This is a genomic window from Microbacterium cucumeris, from assembly GCF_058349845.2.
The window spans coordinates 493,883-506,495 of record NZ_JBYRIZ020000003.1 but is presented as its reverse complement, the minus strand read 5'-3'; the positions used below and the strand labels follow the sequence as shown (position 1 = coordinate 506,495).

15 protein-coding genes and 2 tRNA genes are annotated in these 12,613 nt (G+C 68.6%); 6 read left to right on the top strand and 11 right to left on the bottom strand.

Annotated features, from left to right (window positions below):
• The first annotated feature begins 5 nt into the window (after nucleotides 1-5).
• The 3 genes from AC3RXZ_RS11545 (at nucleotide 6) to AC3RXZ_RS11535 (ending at nucleotide 2,745) form a co-directional block, all read left to right on the top strand.
• Entirely contained in the window at nucleotides 6-965 is a 960-nt protein-coding gene (locus tag AC3RXZ_RS11545; RefSeq protein ID WP_243228411.1) for an acetylxylan esterase, read from the top strand.
• 62 nt (nucleotides 966-1,027) lie between these two features.
• Nucleotides 1,028-1,471, top strand: a complete 444-nt coding sequence (locus AC3RXZ_RS11540) for an iron chaperone (protein WP_243228412.1) — start codon at nucleotides 1,028-1,030, stop codon at nucleotides 1,469-1,471.
• Nucleotides 1,472-1,674: 203 nt separating this feature from the next.
• Complete coding sequence (locus AC3RXZ_RS11535) at nucleotides 1,675-2,745, top strand: 3-deoxy-7-phosphoheptulonate synthase (protein ID WP_491494100.1); 1,071 nt, start codon at nucleotides 1,675-1,677, stop codon at nucleotides 2,743-2,745.
• 131 nt (nucleotides 2,746-2,876) lie between these two features.
• Here AC3RXZ_RS11535 and AC3RXZ_RS11530 read toward each other — a convergent pair whose 3' ends face one another.
• Complete coding sequence (locus tag AC3RXZ_RS11530) at nucleotides 2,877-3,137, bottom strand: hypothetical protein (RefSeq protein ID WP_243229192.1); 261 nt, start codon at nucleotides 3,135-3,137, stop codon at nucleotides 2,877-2,879.
• Between the two features lie 88 nt (nucleotides 3,138-3,225).
• On the opposite strand from AC3RXZ_RS11530, the gene AC3RXZ_RS11525 reads away from it, so the two are divergent.
• Both AC3RXZ_RS11525 and AC3RXZ_RS11520 read left to right on the top strand, forming a co-directional pair.
• On the top strand, nucleotides 3,226-3,837 hold the full coding sequence (locus tag AC3RXZ_RS11525; RefSeq protein ID WP_243228414.1) for a M23 family metallopeptidase: 612 nt from the start codon (nucleotides 3,226-3,228) through the stop codon (nucleotides 3,835-3,837).
• A gap of 5 nt (nucleotides 3,838-3,842) precedes the next feature.
• Nucleotides 3,843-4,340 (top strand): GNAT family N-acetyltransferase, encoded by a 498-nt coding sequence (locus AC3RXZ_RS11520; protein ID WP_491494099.1) that lies wholly within the window; start codon nucleotides 3,843-3,845, stop codon nucleotides 4,338-4,340.
• A gap of 4 nt (nucleotides 4,341-4,344) precedes the next feature.
• On the opposite strand, the gene AC3RXZ_RS11515 is transcribed toward AC3RXZ_RS11520, so the two are convergent.
• Entirely contained in the window at nucleotides 4,345-4,935 is a 591-nt protein-coding gene (locus AC3RXZ_RS11515; RefSeq protein ID WP_491494098.1) for a TetR/AcrR family transcriptional regulator, read from the bottom strand.
• Nucleotides 4,936-4,999: 64 nt separating this feature from the next.
• On the opposite strand from AC3RXZ_RS11515, the gene AC3RXZ_RS11510 reads away from it, so the two are divergent.
• Nucleotides 5,000-5,893: an oxidoreductase gene (locus AC3RXZ_RS11510; protein ID WP_491494097.1), complete on the top strand. Its 894-nt coding sequence runs from the start codon at nucleotides 5,000-5,002 to the stop codon at nucleotides 5,891-5,893.
• A gap of 141 nt (nucleotides 5,894-6,034) precedes the next feature.
• Here the strand turns inward: AC3RXZ_RS11510 and AC3RXZ_RS11505 are convergent, their stop codons facing one another.
• The 9 genes from AC3RXZ_RS11505 to AC3RXZ_RS11465 form a co-directional block, all read right to left on the bottom strand.
• Complete coding sequence (locus AC3RXZ_RS11505) at nucleotides 6,035-6,235, bottom strand: helix-hairpin-helix domain-containing protein (protein WP_491494096.1); 201 nt, start codon at nucleotides 6,233-6,235, stop codon at nucleotides 6,035-6,037.
• Nucleotides 6,236-6,341: 106 nt separating this feature from the next.
• Nucleotides 6,342-7,181 carry a leucine-rich repeat domain-containing protein gene (locus tag AC3RXZ_RS11500; protein ID WP_491494095.1) on the bottom strand — a complete coding sequence of 280 codons (840 nt, stop codon included), beginning with the start codon at nucleotides 7,179-7,181 and terminating at the stop codon, nucleotides 6,342-6,344.
• Nucleotides 7,182-7,722: 541 nt separating this feature from the next.
• Nucleotides 7,723-8,649 carry a hypothetical protein gene (locus tag AC3RXZ_RS11495; protein WP_491494094.1) on the bottom strand — a complete coding sequence of 309 codons (927 nt, stop codon included), beginning with the start codon at nucleotides 8,647-8,649 and terminating at the stop codon, nucleotides 7,723-7,725.
• A 280-nt stretch (nucleotides 8,650-8,929) separates the two neighbouring features.
• Nucleotides 8,930-9,002, bottom strand: a tRNA-Ala gene (locus tag AC3RXZ_RS11490).
• A gap of 29 nt (nucleotides 9,003-9,031) precedes the next feature.
• Nucleotides 9,032-9,105, bottom strand: a tRNA-Ile gene (locus AC3RXZ_RS11485).
• 52 nt (nucleotides 9,106-9,157) lie between these two features.
• Nucleotides 9,158-10,126 carry a DUF4097 family beta strand repeat-containing protein gene (locus AC3RXZ_RS11480; protein WP_491494093.1) on the bottom strand — a complete coding sequence of 323 codons (969 nt, stop codon included), beginning with the start codon at nucleotides 10,124-10,126 and terminating at the stop codon, nucleotides 9,158-9,160.
• Nucleotides 10,123-10,806: a LuxR C-terminal-related transcriptional regulator gene (locus AC3RXZ_RS11475; RefSeq protein WP_491494092.1), complete on the bottom strand. Its 684-nt coding sequence runs from the start codon at nucleotides 10,804-10,806 to the stop codon at nucleotides 10,123-10,125. The genes AC3RXZ_RS11480 and AC3RXZ_RS11475 overlap by 4 nt, the downstream gene beginning before the upstream one ends.
• Nucleotides 10,794-12,059 carry a sensor histidine kinase gene (locus tag AC3RXZ_RS11470; RefSeq protein ID WP_243228423.1) on the bottom strand — a complete coding sequence of 422 codons (1,266 nt, stop codon included), beginning with the start codon at nucleotides 12,057-12,059 and terminating at the stop codon, nucleotides 10,794-10,796. The genes AC3RXZ_RS11475 and AC3RXZ_RS11470 overlap by 13 nt, the downstream gene beginning before the upstream one ends.
• A gap of 145 nt (nucleotides 12,060-12,204) precedes the next feature.
• Nucleotides 12,205-12,609: a DUF3566 domain-containing protein gene (locus tag AC3RXZ_RS11465; protein WP_243228424.1), complete on the bottom strand. Its 405-nt coding sequence runs from the start codon at nucleotides 12,607-12,609 to the stop codon at nucleotides 12,205-12,207.
• Nucleotides 12,610-12,613: the final 4 nt, after the last annotated feature.

The following is a 12,613-nucleotide window of genomic DNA, read 5'->3' as shown; positions in this document are numbered from 1 at the left end:
TCGTTGTGACCGCCGCCGTTCCCGAGGAACTGACCGAGTACCCGCTCTCCGTTCTGCTGACCCCGCCTGCCGCCCTCGACGCTCCCGCCGACTTCGACGCGTTCTGGCGCGAGACCTTCGCGGAGTTCGGCACCGGCGATGTCGCCTGGGAGGTCACGGAGACCCTCGACTCGACGTCGAGCCATCGCGTCGAGCGCATCCTGTTCGCCTCCTCCACCGGCGAGCGCGCCGTGGCGTGGCTCGCCCTCCCGCACGGACCCGTCTCCCGGGGCCGTGTCGTCGGCCACGGATACGGAGGGCGCACCGAGCCCGCGCTCGACGGCCTCCCCGCCGACACGGCGGCGATCTTCCCGGTCGCTCCCGGGCAGGAGGTCAATCCGCCCGGCCGTTTCCCCGCCCTCTCCGCGCGGCACGTGTTGGCCGGGATCGGCCGTCGCGACACCTACTCGCACCGCTTCTCGGCGGCGGACCTTTGGCGCGCGGCCACCGTCCTGCTGGACGCAGCGCCGGACGCCGCGGGTGCCCTCGACTATCTCGGCGGAAGCTTCGGCGGCGGCATGGGAGCGCTGGCCCTTCCCTGGGACCACCGGTTCCGCCGTGCCTCCCTCGACGTGCCCAGCTTCGGTCATTTCCCGATCCGCTTGAGCCGGCGCTGCACGGGAAGCGGCGAGGCGGTACGGCAGCATCTCCGCCGGCACCCGGAGGTCCGTCCGGTGCTGGACTACTTCGATGCGGCGATCGCCGCGTCGCGCATCCGCATCCCGGTGCATGTGGGGGCCGCCGTCGTCGATCCGTCGGTCGATCCCCGCGGGCAGTTCGCGGTGTATCACGCGCTCGCCGGGCCGAAGCGGCTGACCGTGCGGGGCTCCGGACACCTCGAGGGCCCGATCGAGGAACTGTCCGACGAGCTCTTCCGGCAGGGCACGGAGGACTTCTTCGCTCTGTCACGCATCGATCAGGAATAGAGAAGCGGCAGACGCCCCGGCATCCCTAGGCTGAACCCACGACCAGCCCCCAGGAGGCAGAGATGTCCGAGACGAAGAACTTCACCGACGAAGAGCGCGAGGCCATGAAGGCCGCGGCCGCCGAGAAGAAGACGGCCCGTTCCCGCGCGAAGAAGACCCCGGAGCAGGCCCGGGCCGAGGGCGAGGCGGAGGTGCTCGCGAAGATCGCCGAGCTCCCCGAGCCCGACAAGGCTCTCGCCGAGAAGCTGCACGCCCTCGTGTCCGAGAATGCGCCTCACCTGGTGCCGCGCACCTACTACGGCATGCCGGCGTGGGGCAAGGACGGCAAGGTGCTGTGCTTCTTCCAGCCCGCGTCGAAGTTCAAGGTCCGCTACGGCACCTTCGGGTTCGAGACGATCGCGAACCTCGACGAGGGGACCGTCTGGCCGACCTCCTATGCCGTGACGGATCTCACCGAGGACGACCTGGCCTTCCTGGCCGAGCGGATCCGTCAGGCGGCGAGCTGAGGCGGGCGTTGCTCCCGTCCTGATCGTGTAGGGTCGTCACCATGACAACCCGTTGGTATGCGTATTTCGAGTCGGCTCTGGAGGGGCCGGCGCTGAGCTAGCGCATACCGACACCTTCAGAGCCGACAAGCCAGAGCATTCGCTCTGGCTTTCGCCGTTTCGGCGGGCTCTGCACCGGGTCCGCCCTCGACAGGACAGGACCCATGAACACCATCGACGCCACCGCGGATCTCCACGTCGCGGGCTTCACCACGATCCCCGCGCCCGCCGAGATCGCGGCCGAGCTGCCGATCGGCGAGGAGCGCGCCGCCCTCGTCGCGCGCACCCGCGACGAGATCCGCGCCATCATGTCCGGCGAGGACGACCGTCTGCTCGTGATCGCCGGCCCGTGCTCGATCCATGACCCCGAGGCCGGCCTGGAGTACGCCGGGCGCCTCACTCTCGAGGCGGAACGGCATCGCGCCGATCTGCTCGTCGTCATGCGGACGTACTTCGAGAAGCCGCGGACGACGGTCGGCTGGAAGGGCCTCATCAACGACCCGCACCTGGACGGCAGTCACGACATCTCCACGGGGCTCCGGATGGCGCGCGCGTTCCTCCGCGACGTGACGGCGCTCGGGATGCCGTGCGCGACCGAGTTCCTCGAGCCGATCAGTCCGCAGTACACGGCGGACCTCATCAGCTGGGGGGCCATCGGCGCCCGCACGACGGAGAGCCAGATCCACCGCCAGCTCGCCTCCGGCCTGTCGATGCCCATCGGGTTCAAGAACGGCACCGATGGGGGACTCCAGGTTGCGCTGGATGCGGCGGCCGCGGCATCCTCTCCGCAGGCGTTCCTCGGGATCGGCGGCGACGGGCGGGCGAGCCTCGTCACGACGACGGGAAACCCGGACACCTCGGTGATCCTGCGCGGGGGAGCGGATGGCCCGAACTACGCCGCGGAGCACGTGCGCCGCGCCGCGGAGCGGCTGGATGCCGCGGGCCTGACGCCGCGCCTGATCGTCGATGCGAGCCACGGCAACAGCGGAAAGGACCACGTGCGTCAGGCTGAGGTCGCACGCGAACTCAGCCGGCAGATCGCCGACGACGGGCGGGCGATCGCGGGGGTCATGCTGGAGAGCAACCTCGTCGCCGGGGCTCAGAAGCTCGACGTCGCCCGGGGCGCGGCGGGGCTGGTCCGCGGTCAGAGCGTGACGGACGCGTGCATGGGGTGGGAGGCCACGGCCGACGCGCTGGCGGGCCTCGCCGCCGCATCGCGCGCACGCCGGGGGTGAGTTGCGCTTCGGCGCGGCGGGCGCCTGGCTCCGGTCGCCGTTGATGTCGCTCTCCCCGCGTCAGAGCGGCATCGATCGCGACCGGAATGCGCCATCCGGCGCCGAAGCAGCACGAGCCGCGACCCGAAGCGTCAGACGCTGCGGACGTTCAGCAGCTGCCAGCCCTCGGGGACCTTGGCGCGCAGGGCGGCCATGTCGTCCGCCTCGATCTCGGTGACCTGGTCGCGGCGTGCGAACGTGCCGACGGCCTTCAGCACGGCGGCGCCCTTGATCATCTCGACCGGTGCCGAGATCAGGTCGAACCCGTCGGGACGGTGCGCGGCGAGCTGCTCCTGCACGCCGGCGAGATCCGCGGCCTCGACCGGCACGGAAGTGGTTTCCACGGGACGCATGAGACCGATCAGCACTCTTCGATCCTAGAGCTGCGCCCGGGATCCCCCTCGACGCTGGCAGACTGGGCGCGAGGGGAGGAGGAGCGCCGTGTTGGATCTCGCCCACCCGTTCACGGGCCGTTGGCTGGCGCGCAACAGCCCGTCCGATCGCGTTCCCAGCCATGGGACGCCGCTGTTCGCGAGTGCGCAGGCGATCGATTTCGTCCCGGTCGCTGACGACGGACGCAGCGCTGCGTTCACGGTGCGTTCGCTGATCCGAGCGGAGCCTCCCGAGCGGTTCGCGGGCTTCGGCCGCCCGGTGCTCGCCCCGGTGGACGGCACGGTCGTCGCGGCGCACGACGCCGACGTCGATCACGCCGCCCGCCGAGGATTTCCGTCGATCGGCTACGCCCTCACGCAGCGACGACGAGCTGCCGACGGTTGGTCCGCGCTGGCGGGGAACCACGTGATGATCGCGGCCGCAGGCGGTGTTATCGCGCTCTGTCATCTGCAACGGGGCAGCGTGGCCGTGCGGGTCGGCGATCGCGTCGCCGTGGGTGACCGGATCGGATGCTGCGGCAATTCCGGCAACAGCACCGAACCGCATCTTCACCTGCAGGCGATGGACGGACCGGATCCCCTGCGTGCGCGGGCGGTGCCGTTCACCCTGGCCGGCCGCCCCCTGCCGCGTGCGGGTCGGATCGTCGAGGCAGGGGAGTAGTGGCCATGGCGGAGTCGGACCTGATTCTTGCCCTCGCAACGGCCGAGGATGCCGAGACGCTCGCGCGGCTGCAGATCGACTTCGGGGACGAGTTCGACGAGCCGGAACCGCCCCTCGAGGTGCTGCTCCCGCGGTTCCGCCGGTTCCTCGCGGACCCCGCGGCGTTCGCTCTGCTCGCCGTCTCCGACGGAGACGTCGTCGGATACGCGGTCGTGGCGCTGCGACCGGCGATCTACAACGCCGGCGGTCACGTCGCCACGCTCGACGAGCTCTACGTGCGGCCCGCGCGGCGCTCCCAGGGCATCGGGGCCGTCCTGCTCGCGCGGGCCGTCGAGGAATCGAGTCTCCGGGGCGCCGGCGAGATGCACATCAACGTCGACTCCGGCGACACGGATGCGCGCCGGTTCTACGAACGGCACGGGTTCCGCAACAGCCTGCCCGGAAGCGACGAGCCGGTCCTCTGGTACTTCGCCGAGTGGGACGAGTGGCGACCGACGGAGTGAGAGCCTACGTCGGCATCGGCTCGTGCAGGTACCGCGTCACGGCGTCCTCGACGAGGTCGTACGCCGCTTCCTCCTCGACGACTCCGCAGTTGACGAGCGCAGCGGTCCCCTGCAGCGTGGCGAGGAACGAGGTCGCGGTCGCCGTGGCGTCGTCTCCGTCACGGAGCGAACGGCTCTCCTGCGCACGGCGGAACATCGTCAGCAGCGGCTCGAACGCCGCGGCCGCGCTCACGCCGATGGCCTCACGATTCATGCCTGATTCGTGACGGAACATCACTTCGACGAGGTTGGCCTTCTCGATCGTGAACGTGAGATACGTCCGGGCCATGCGTCCGGCCTGATCGATGACCGATTCGCCTGCGTCGGCGGATGCGCGCAGCTGCACCTCGAGAATCCGGAAGCCCTCGACCGCCAACGCCTCCAACAGGTGCGTGCGGTCGGCGAAGTGGCGCGCCGGTGCGGCGTGGGACACGCCCACGTCGCGGGCGAGCTCCCGGAGGGACAGTGCGGCCGACCCGCGCTCTTCCAGGACCGCGACGGCTCGAGACAGGAGCGCCTCGCGCAGATTGCCGCGCCGGTACGGAGTGGGTTTCATGATCTCAGCCTAGTCGACGCTGTAGTCATTGACTACCTAGTAGACAGTGACTACATTGGGAGACATGAACCGTCTCGCCTCCGCAACAGACATTCCCGACCAGACCGGACGCACGGCCGTCGTCACCGGCGGCAGCAGCGGAATCGGTTTCGCCGCCGCCAGGGCTCTTGCTCGGAAGGGCGCCCGCGTGACGATCGGGGTGCGCGATCTCGACAGAGGACGCGACGCCGCCCGGACGATCGGGAACGGCGCCGTGGCCCGTCACCTGGACCTGGCATCGCTCAGGTCCGTGCGCGGCTTCGCCGACGAGATCGATGGGCCGGTCGACTACCTGATCAACAACGCCGGGGCCATGTCCGCCGAGCGCCGTATCACCGAGGACGGCTTCGAGCAGCAGTTCGGCGTCAATCACCTCGGCCACTTCGCGCTCACCAACCTCCTGCTGAACCGCGTCACGCGACGCATCACGACGGTGACGTCGGCCACGCACAGTTCCGCGCGGATCGACTTCGACGACCTGCAATGGGAGCGTCGTCCGTACCGTCCGTTCGGCGCCTACGGGCAGTCGAAGCTGGCGAACCTGCTCTTCACCGCCGAACTGCAGCGGCGCCTCTCCACCGCAGGCTCATCCGTGTCCTCCACGGCGGCGCACCCGGGATGGGCGGCCACAGGATTCGCGATCACGAGCGGCAACCGGGTCGTCGACCGGCTCAGCCGCCTCGCGACCCCTTTGATGGCACACGGGCCCGAGGACGGGGCGCTCCCCACTCTGCTCGCGGCGACCGGCGACGTCCCCGGCGGTTCTCTGTCCGGGCCCGGCCGTCTCGGCATCCGCGGCCCCGCCGCACTGGTCGCCAGCGCGCCGTCAGCCCAGGATGACGAAACGGCACGACGCCTGTGGGATGTCTCGGAGGATCTGACCTCGACGAGGTTCTCGTTCGAGCACCGGATCGCATGACCCTTCGCGGCCTTCGCGGACGAGAACGCGGCCGCGTTCCGGAGCGAGTGAGCCGAGACCTCGGATGGGGCGGTCGTCTTGCCTAATACGGCCGGACTCACTCCGCCTCGACGGCTGTAATCCCGCGCCAGGGCTGACTGGTCAGTCCTCTCGGTAACCCATCCCGCGCTTCTGGAGCTCCTCGGCGAGGATGCGGATCGCCTTCGGGCCGACGCCGTGGATGGCGAGCAGCTCGCGCTCGGTGTACTCGGCCAGCTGCGCGTAAGTCGTGATCCCCTCTTCGGCCAGCGATCGCGGTGCGACCCGGCCCACCGATGACGGGAACTCGGTTGCCTCGCTCATCGTCGCCTCCTTCGCTGCGCCGTCAGCCTAGGGGAGACGCCGTGATCGCGCGGCGGTCTCCCCGAATCACCATGTGATCACCTGCCAAGCGTCTCGTCGCCCGAGGTCAGGTCGTCGCGCCGATCGTCGACCGGGGGATCCGGTCGATGACGTCTTTCAGCTCTGAGAGACCGAGATCGCCGCATCCGACCAGGGTGAGACGCTCCAGCGATGTCAGATCGGCCAACACGCCGATACCGCGGATGCGACGGCAGTACTGGATGTCGAGCTGAGTCAGGTTCGGCAGATCCCGCAGCGCGGAGATGTCCGAAAGAGCACGGAGGTTCTTCAGCCGCAGAGACTCGAGCGCCGGCAGCGCCTGGATGCCCTCGAGCGAAGTCAGCTTCGTCCCTGATAGTAGGCCGAGGTGTCGCAACGGGCGATCAGAGATGATCTCGAAGATCGACTCGTCCAGCGAGACGTTGAGGACGTTCAGCTCATCGATCGGGAGCCGCAGCGCCTGGCGGAGATTCGTTTGCGCCCTGTCCGGCTTCAGCGAGAGAGAGTGCAGCTGGGGAAACGCCGAGGCATTGAACCGGAAGACATCGCTGACGAAGAGCGTCTTCAGACGAGGCAGCTGCACGTCCGGCCAAGTGACCACGCGTCCGTACTCATCCAGGATGCGCAGTTCCTCCAACGACTCGGGCAGATCGCCGGTTTGCAGATCACTCACCAGCGACGGCTCGGAGCTGCCGCCGCTGATCGTCAGAGAGATGAGGTTCGTCATCTCACCGATGACCTTCGGCAGGCGCGCGATCTTCTCGTCGTGTGGAGCCCAGAGCTGAGCGGTGGTGACCTGCGCCAGTCGTTCAGGGAGCAATGGCTGGTCGAAGAACAGCACGTCGCGCTCAGGCCCGAACGGGCTGGGATCATGGCCTTGGCGCATGAGAATGACGTCATCGGTCACAGCAGACAGACTACTCGTCGGTGATAACGGGGCATCGGGTGGGAGGCTGACTCCAGGACCGGTGCGATTCCTTCGGGGGCAGCCCTTCAGCCATCGGTGGAGCCTAGGAGACTCCGCCGTCCTCGCTTCGCTGCGGCGGCTCCCCGAATCACTCAGCCCGATAAACGACGGAAGCACCACTCCCTGCGGGGCGGCGCTTCCGTCGTTGTGGCCGGTGGTGGACCTAATCGGAACTCCCAGCGGCAGCTGGATCGCCCGGTTTCCGCGTGGGAGCAGGGCGATCGAGGTGGCTCAGATGAGCCGCGGATCGTAGAGGAACCGGATCCTGGGGTGGTCTCGAACCCTAGTAGACGTAATCGAACACCGCTGACGGCGAAGGAAGTAGAGGCTATTCAAACCGCTCGGGCGAACGGTGAGAGCGTGCTCTCGATCGCCAAGCGGTTCAATATCCATCGGATGACGGTGTGGGAATGCACCAAGGCCATATCGGCGCAGCGAGCGGACGCCCCTCGTATCTGATCTCCGCTGACTAGCCAAGCCTTCAGTCGAGGTCGAAGAAGTCTCGGACCAGCTTCGTGAGATGAGTCGGCTCGGCGATCGTCACCTGGACTGCGCCGGTGAACACTTGGTTGTAACCCCGGGCAGTCGCTGTCCAGGTGCCTTGTATCTGCTCGGGCGTCTCACCGCGGATCACGAGGACCGCGTCACCATCGTCTGTCTGGAATGTTGCGTCCGGGCGGAGGTCTCCGACGACAACTTCGACATCGACCGACCCGGTCGTCTTCCAGGAAGCGTCCGGCGGCAGGTATGGGCGGGGCATGTATGGCTGGGAGGCGATCGACGCCGCGAGGCTGGCGGAGTACCCGGCGTGGAGGCCGAGGTCTCGTTTTCTGGGGCCCCATTTGCGAGGTGGAGAGGGCAGCTTCAGGTCTCGCCAGTCGGGTCCGTCTCCGTAGCCTTGGCGCTCTTCGGCTTCAACGGCGCCGTCGAGGTGCAGCTTCACTTCTACGTCGTGCAGGAACGTCTGGGTCTTGTTGACGACGGTTACCTCGTTCGCGGGCAGGGCGTGGACGGCGAACAGCTCGACAGCTTCTGCCCATGCGGCGCGGAACCGTTCCTCCCAGGCGTCGATCTCGGCGCGGTACTCATCCTCGGAGCGCTTCTCCGGCTCTTCCGTGGCGGTGAAGGCAGCAAGGTGGCTCGCGGCCGACGTCTGGTCGGCCAGGAGGCGCGAGAGAGCCGACGAGGCTGCCATGGCGGCGCGAAAGCCGTCGGATGACCCCATCGCGAATCCTGTGGCTGGGGACCGCTTGGGTTCCGGTTTCGGGAGCGCAGCGAGGAGGCGTTGGCGCGCGTTGGTGACGAGGTCGTCGACGGTCTGCTCGTCGATGATAAGGGGAACGACGGCGCCAACGACCGCGACGTCGAGTTCGACGGGGGCCGGCGGGCGTGAGACTCCGCGTGCCATCAGCAGATCGAATTCATCGGCGTTTGCCTCGCGGGTCTCACCGTCGCCCCGGTAGTAGATGCGCCCGCTAGGTCAGCAAGGGGATTCCCGCGCGCCTGATGACGATTGAGGCCGCCCTCTCAGGCAGCCTCAACACGCGTTGGATGCACTTTTGATAAGAGCAACTGGGTGGAGCCTAGGAGACTCCGCCGTCCTCGCTTCGCTGCGGCGGCTCCCCGAATCACTCAGCTGTATAGACGGCTGAAGGGCCACCCCTTCGGGGCAGCCCTTCAGCCGTCTGTGGAGCCTAGGAGATTCGAACTCCTGACATCCTGCTTGCAAAGCAGGCGCTCTACCAACTGAGCTAAGGCCCCTCGAAAGGTGTTCAGTTGGAGTTGTGGAGTGGGGCTACCAGGACTTGAACCTGGGACCTCTTCATTATCAGTGAAGCGCTCTAACCGCCTGAGCTATAGCCCCGTCAACCTCCAAGAGATTACCCGAGATTGACGAAAAATCCGAATCGAGCCGATCAGTCACCCGGCCGCAGGATCGCGGTACCGGCGGACACGGTGGCGTCCACGGTGCTCGACGCGGTGGTCGACGTCTCGACGCGGTTGTCGAACTCTCCCGCGCTTACCTCCTGGGTGACGTCGTACACGGCATCCGGCACCGTCAGCTCCAGCGAGCCGGCCATGACGTCGAAGCTGATGACGTCCGGAACGGACCCGGTGAGCTCCGCCACGAGTCGTCCTGCCGCCACCGTGAGGTCCGCCTCGCGGACGTCGGCGAGTTCGATGTCCGCGCGCCCGGCGTTGATCTCGGCGTCCACCGCGGTCGCCGATCCGTCCAGCGACAGCGCTCCGGCGCCGACCACCACGTCCACCTCGCCGAACTCGCCGGACACGTCCAGGCTGCCGGCGCCGAGGTTCAGGTCGGCATCCAGGCCCGTGCCCTGCAGCTCTTCCGGAAGCGTCAGCACCACGGTCTCGTCATCGTCGTCGAACCAGCCGCCGAACCACCAGCCGAAGGTCCGGTTGGGGCTGCGGACGAGAAGCTCGTCCTCGTCCCTCTCGAGCGTCCACGATCCACCGCGAGCGCTGTCCACCCGGAGCTCGGCCCGGTCGACGTCGCCGAACTCGACGGTCACCGAGCTCGCGCCGATCTCCAGGTCGAGGCCCGTGATGCCGTCGGCCTCGGCCGGGATGACCGAGTCGTGCTGGGACAGCTGGCTGCCGGCCGCGAACGCGGCGGTCGTGCCGGAGCCGACCAGGGCGATGCCGCCGACGACGGCCAGCACGATCCCGATCGGGCGCCCGGCTCCCGAGGCTGGGCGCGACGTCGGAGCGGGAACCGGAGCAGGACCGGGCCGCGGCTCCGGCTCGGGCGCCCGTCCGGGCCCGCCGGCCGCGGCCCCATCCGGGGCTGCCGCGTTCGCGGGCGGGCCGGCGGGGGGAGGAGTGAGCGGGATCTCGTGCCCGCCGTTGTCGTTCGTGGTCATCGTGCAGCTCCTGTCTGTCCGGCGGCAGGACCGCCGTTGTTCGCGATGTGGGCGAGTGCGGCGAGCACGCGCCGGTTGCCCGACTCATCCGGTTCGAGTCCGAGCTTCTGGAAGATCGAGGTGATGTGCTTCTCGACGCTGGCCTCCGAGAGGAACAGCAGGCCTGCGATCGCCTGGTTCGACTTGCCTTCGGCGATGAGCGCCAGCACCGTGCGTTCGCGCTCGGTGAGCCGCAGCATCCGGTCGTCCTGGTTGCGCCGGGACAGCAGCTGCGCGACCACCTCCGGGTCGAGGACCGTGGCGCCCTCCGCGATGCGCTCCACCGATGCGACGAACTCGGACACGTCAGCGACCCGGTCCTTCAGCAGGTAGCCGAGGGGACCGCCCTGTGCGGCGATGAGGTCGCTCGCGTACCGCTCCTCCACGTACTGCGAAAGAACGAGGATCGGCAGGTCCGGCAGCTGGGCACGGATGCCGAGCGCCGCGCGGATCCCCTCATCCGTGAACGTCGGCGGCAGCCGCACATCCAGAATGCACAGCTCCGGCTTCTGGGCGGCGATCGCCTCGGTCAGTCCGTCGGTGTCGGGCAGGGCCGCGACCACGACGTGGCCGGCGTCTTCGAGCAGGCGCACGAGGCCCTCGCGCAGCAGGACGGAGTCCTCGCAGATCAGGATGCGCATGGCACGCTCACCTCCAGGCTGGTCGGACCGCCCTGAGGGCTGTCGAGTCGGAACGTCCCGCCGGCGGCGAGCACGCGGTTCGAGATGCCGTCGAGGCCACCGCCGGGTTGCACCTGAGCGCCGCCCATGCCGTTGTCCTCGACCCGCGCCCACAGCACGCCGTTCTCGCGGCGCCGCACGACGACGCGGCATTCGCTGGCGCGGGAGTGCTTGGCGGCATTGGTCAGCGACTCGGCGATCGCGAAGTAGACGGCGGCCTCGGCATCCCGGCTGCATCGCCCGTCCATGCGGACGTCCAGGTGCACGGGGATGTGCGATCGACCGGCGAGGGCGGAGAGCGCGGCGTCGAGGCCGCGGTCGTCGAGGACCGAGGCGTGGATGCCGCGGGCGAGCTGGCGCAGCTCGGTGATAGCCGCCTTCGTCGAGGTGTGCGCCTCGGAGATCAGCTCCTTGGCCGTCGCGGGGTCGTCATCGATCTTCTGCTGGGCGAGCCCCAGGGTCATGCCGACTGACACGAGCCGCGGCTGGACGCCGTCGTGCAGGTCGCGTTCGATGCGCGTGCGTTCGACATCCGCCGCGCGGACCGCGCCTTCACGCTGCGCGCTGGTCGTGCGGACCTGCTCGGTGAGCTCCGCCTCGCGGCTCGGCACGATCAGCGCCCGCGCGATCACGCGGTGCAGCAGGGCGAGTCCCACGATCGCGGCGGCCGACAGCACGACGCCGAGGATGCCGAACAGCGGCGCCCAGGCCACGAGGATCTCGCTGCCGTACGGGCCGTCCACGGTCCCTTCGACCGAGAGCGGGGCGAACGCGATGATCGCCGACCAGATCATTCCCCAGAACAGGCGGGCGATGAGCGCACCGGCGATGCAGGCGAGGATGAAGTTCACCAGCGCGCGCCACATCGGGCCGTCCACGGCCTGGCGGCCGAGCGAGCGCAGCCAGCCGCCGAACCCGGGCTGCGTGCGCGGACGCCAGCGCAGCGGAGGAAGACCCAGGGAGTAGAGGCCGCTGACGCGGGCCACCTCGAACCAGGCCACGCCGAACATCGCATAAACGAGTCCGACCAGGAAGATCAGGCCGATGCCGAAGGCGAACACCAGTGCGACGCCGGCGCCGAGCAGTCCCCCGAGGATGCCGATGGCGGCCGATCCCAGCACGCCGAGGGCAGCGAGCTGGAGGATGGTGAGCAGCAGCCGCACCGGCGGCCGCTCAGCGACCGGCGCTGCGGGATGGGCAGTCTGATTCGTCATGCCCATAACGCTACGGTTCCGACCGGTCGCGGGACACCGAGTCAGCCGGACGACTCGCTTCGGGTTTTCCCTACCCGCTTGCGGAGGTTCCCGACAACGACGGAAGGCGGATGCCGAAGCATCCGCCTTCTGTCAGGACAGGGGGTCAGTTCGAGGTGAAGCCGACCAGCAGACCACCGGTGACCTTGACCGCGAGGTTGTAGATCCCCGCGACCACGGCGCCGAGCACGGTGAAGACGATGAGGTTCAGGATCGAGACCACGGCCCCGAACGCCATGACCTGAGGAAGACCCACCGTCTCCGTCAGCGAGAACGCGCCGTCGGTGAAGCTGTCGAGGATGCCGTCGGCCTGGGCGATCAGGCCGGTGGCCTGCAGCACCATGTAGACGAGGAAGAACGACACCATGGTCACCACCGCGAGGGCGATCGCTCCGAGGAACGACAGCTTCACGGCGGACCAGAAGTCGACGTAGACCAGCCGCAGCCGGACCTGCTTGCCACCGGTCTTGCGCGTGGACTTCTTCGCCAGTTTGTCGGCTACTGTGCTCATGCGT

Coding starts and splice junctions, on each gene's coding strand:
- AC3RXZ_RS11520 (WP_491494099.1), top strand. CDS start 3,843: ATGGCGGAGTCGGACCTGATTCTTGCCCTCGCAACGGCCGAGGATGCC.
- AC3RXZ_RS11515 (WP_491494098.1), bottom strand. CDS start 4,935: ATGAAACCCACTCCGTACCGGCGCGGCAATCTGCGCGAGGCGCTCCTG.
- AC3RXZ_RS11480 (WP_491494093.1), bottom strand. CDS start 10,126: ATGACCACGAACGACAACGGCGGGCACGAGATCCCGCTCACTCCTCCC.
- AC3RXZ_RS11470 (WP_243228423.1), bottom strand. CDS start 12,059: ATGACGAATCAGACTGCCCATCCCGCAGCGCCGGTCGCTGAGCGGCCG.
- AC3RXZ_RS11535 (WP_491494100.1), top strand. CDS start 1,675: ATGAACACCATCGACGCCACCGCGGATCTCCACGTCGCGGGCTTCACC.
- AC3RXZ_RS11475 (WP_491494092.1), bottom strand. CDS start 10,806: ATGCGCATCCTGATCTGCGAGGACTCCGTCCTGCTGCGCGAGGGCCTC.
- AC3RXZ_RS11540 (WP_243228412.1), top strand. CDS start 1,028: ATGTCCGAGACGAAGAACTTCACCGACGAAGAGCGCGAGGCCATGAAG.
- AC3RXZ_RS11530 (WP_243229192.1), bottom strand. CDS start 3,137: ATGCGTCCCGTGGAAACCACTTCCGTGCCGGTCGAGGCCGCGGATCTC.
- AC3RXZ_RS11510 (WP_491494097.1), top strand. CDS start 5,000: ATGAACCGTCTCGCCTCCGCAACAGACATTCCCGACCAGACCGGACGC.
- AC3RXZ_RS11505 (WP_491494096.1), bottom strand. CDS start 6,235: ATGAGCGAGGCAACCGAGTTCCCGTCATCGGTGGGCCGGGTCGCACCG.
- AC3RXZ_RS11495 (WP_491494094.1), bottom strand. CDS start 8,649: ATGGCACGCGGAGTCTCACGCCCGCCGGCCCCCGTCGAACTCGACGTC.
- AC3RXZ_RS11465 (WP_243228424.1), bottom strand. CDS start 12,609: ATGAGCACAGTAGCCGACAAACTGGCGAAGAAGTCCACGCGCAAGACC.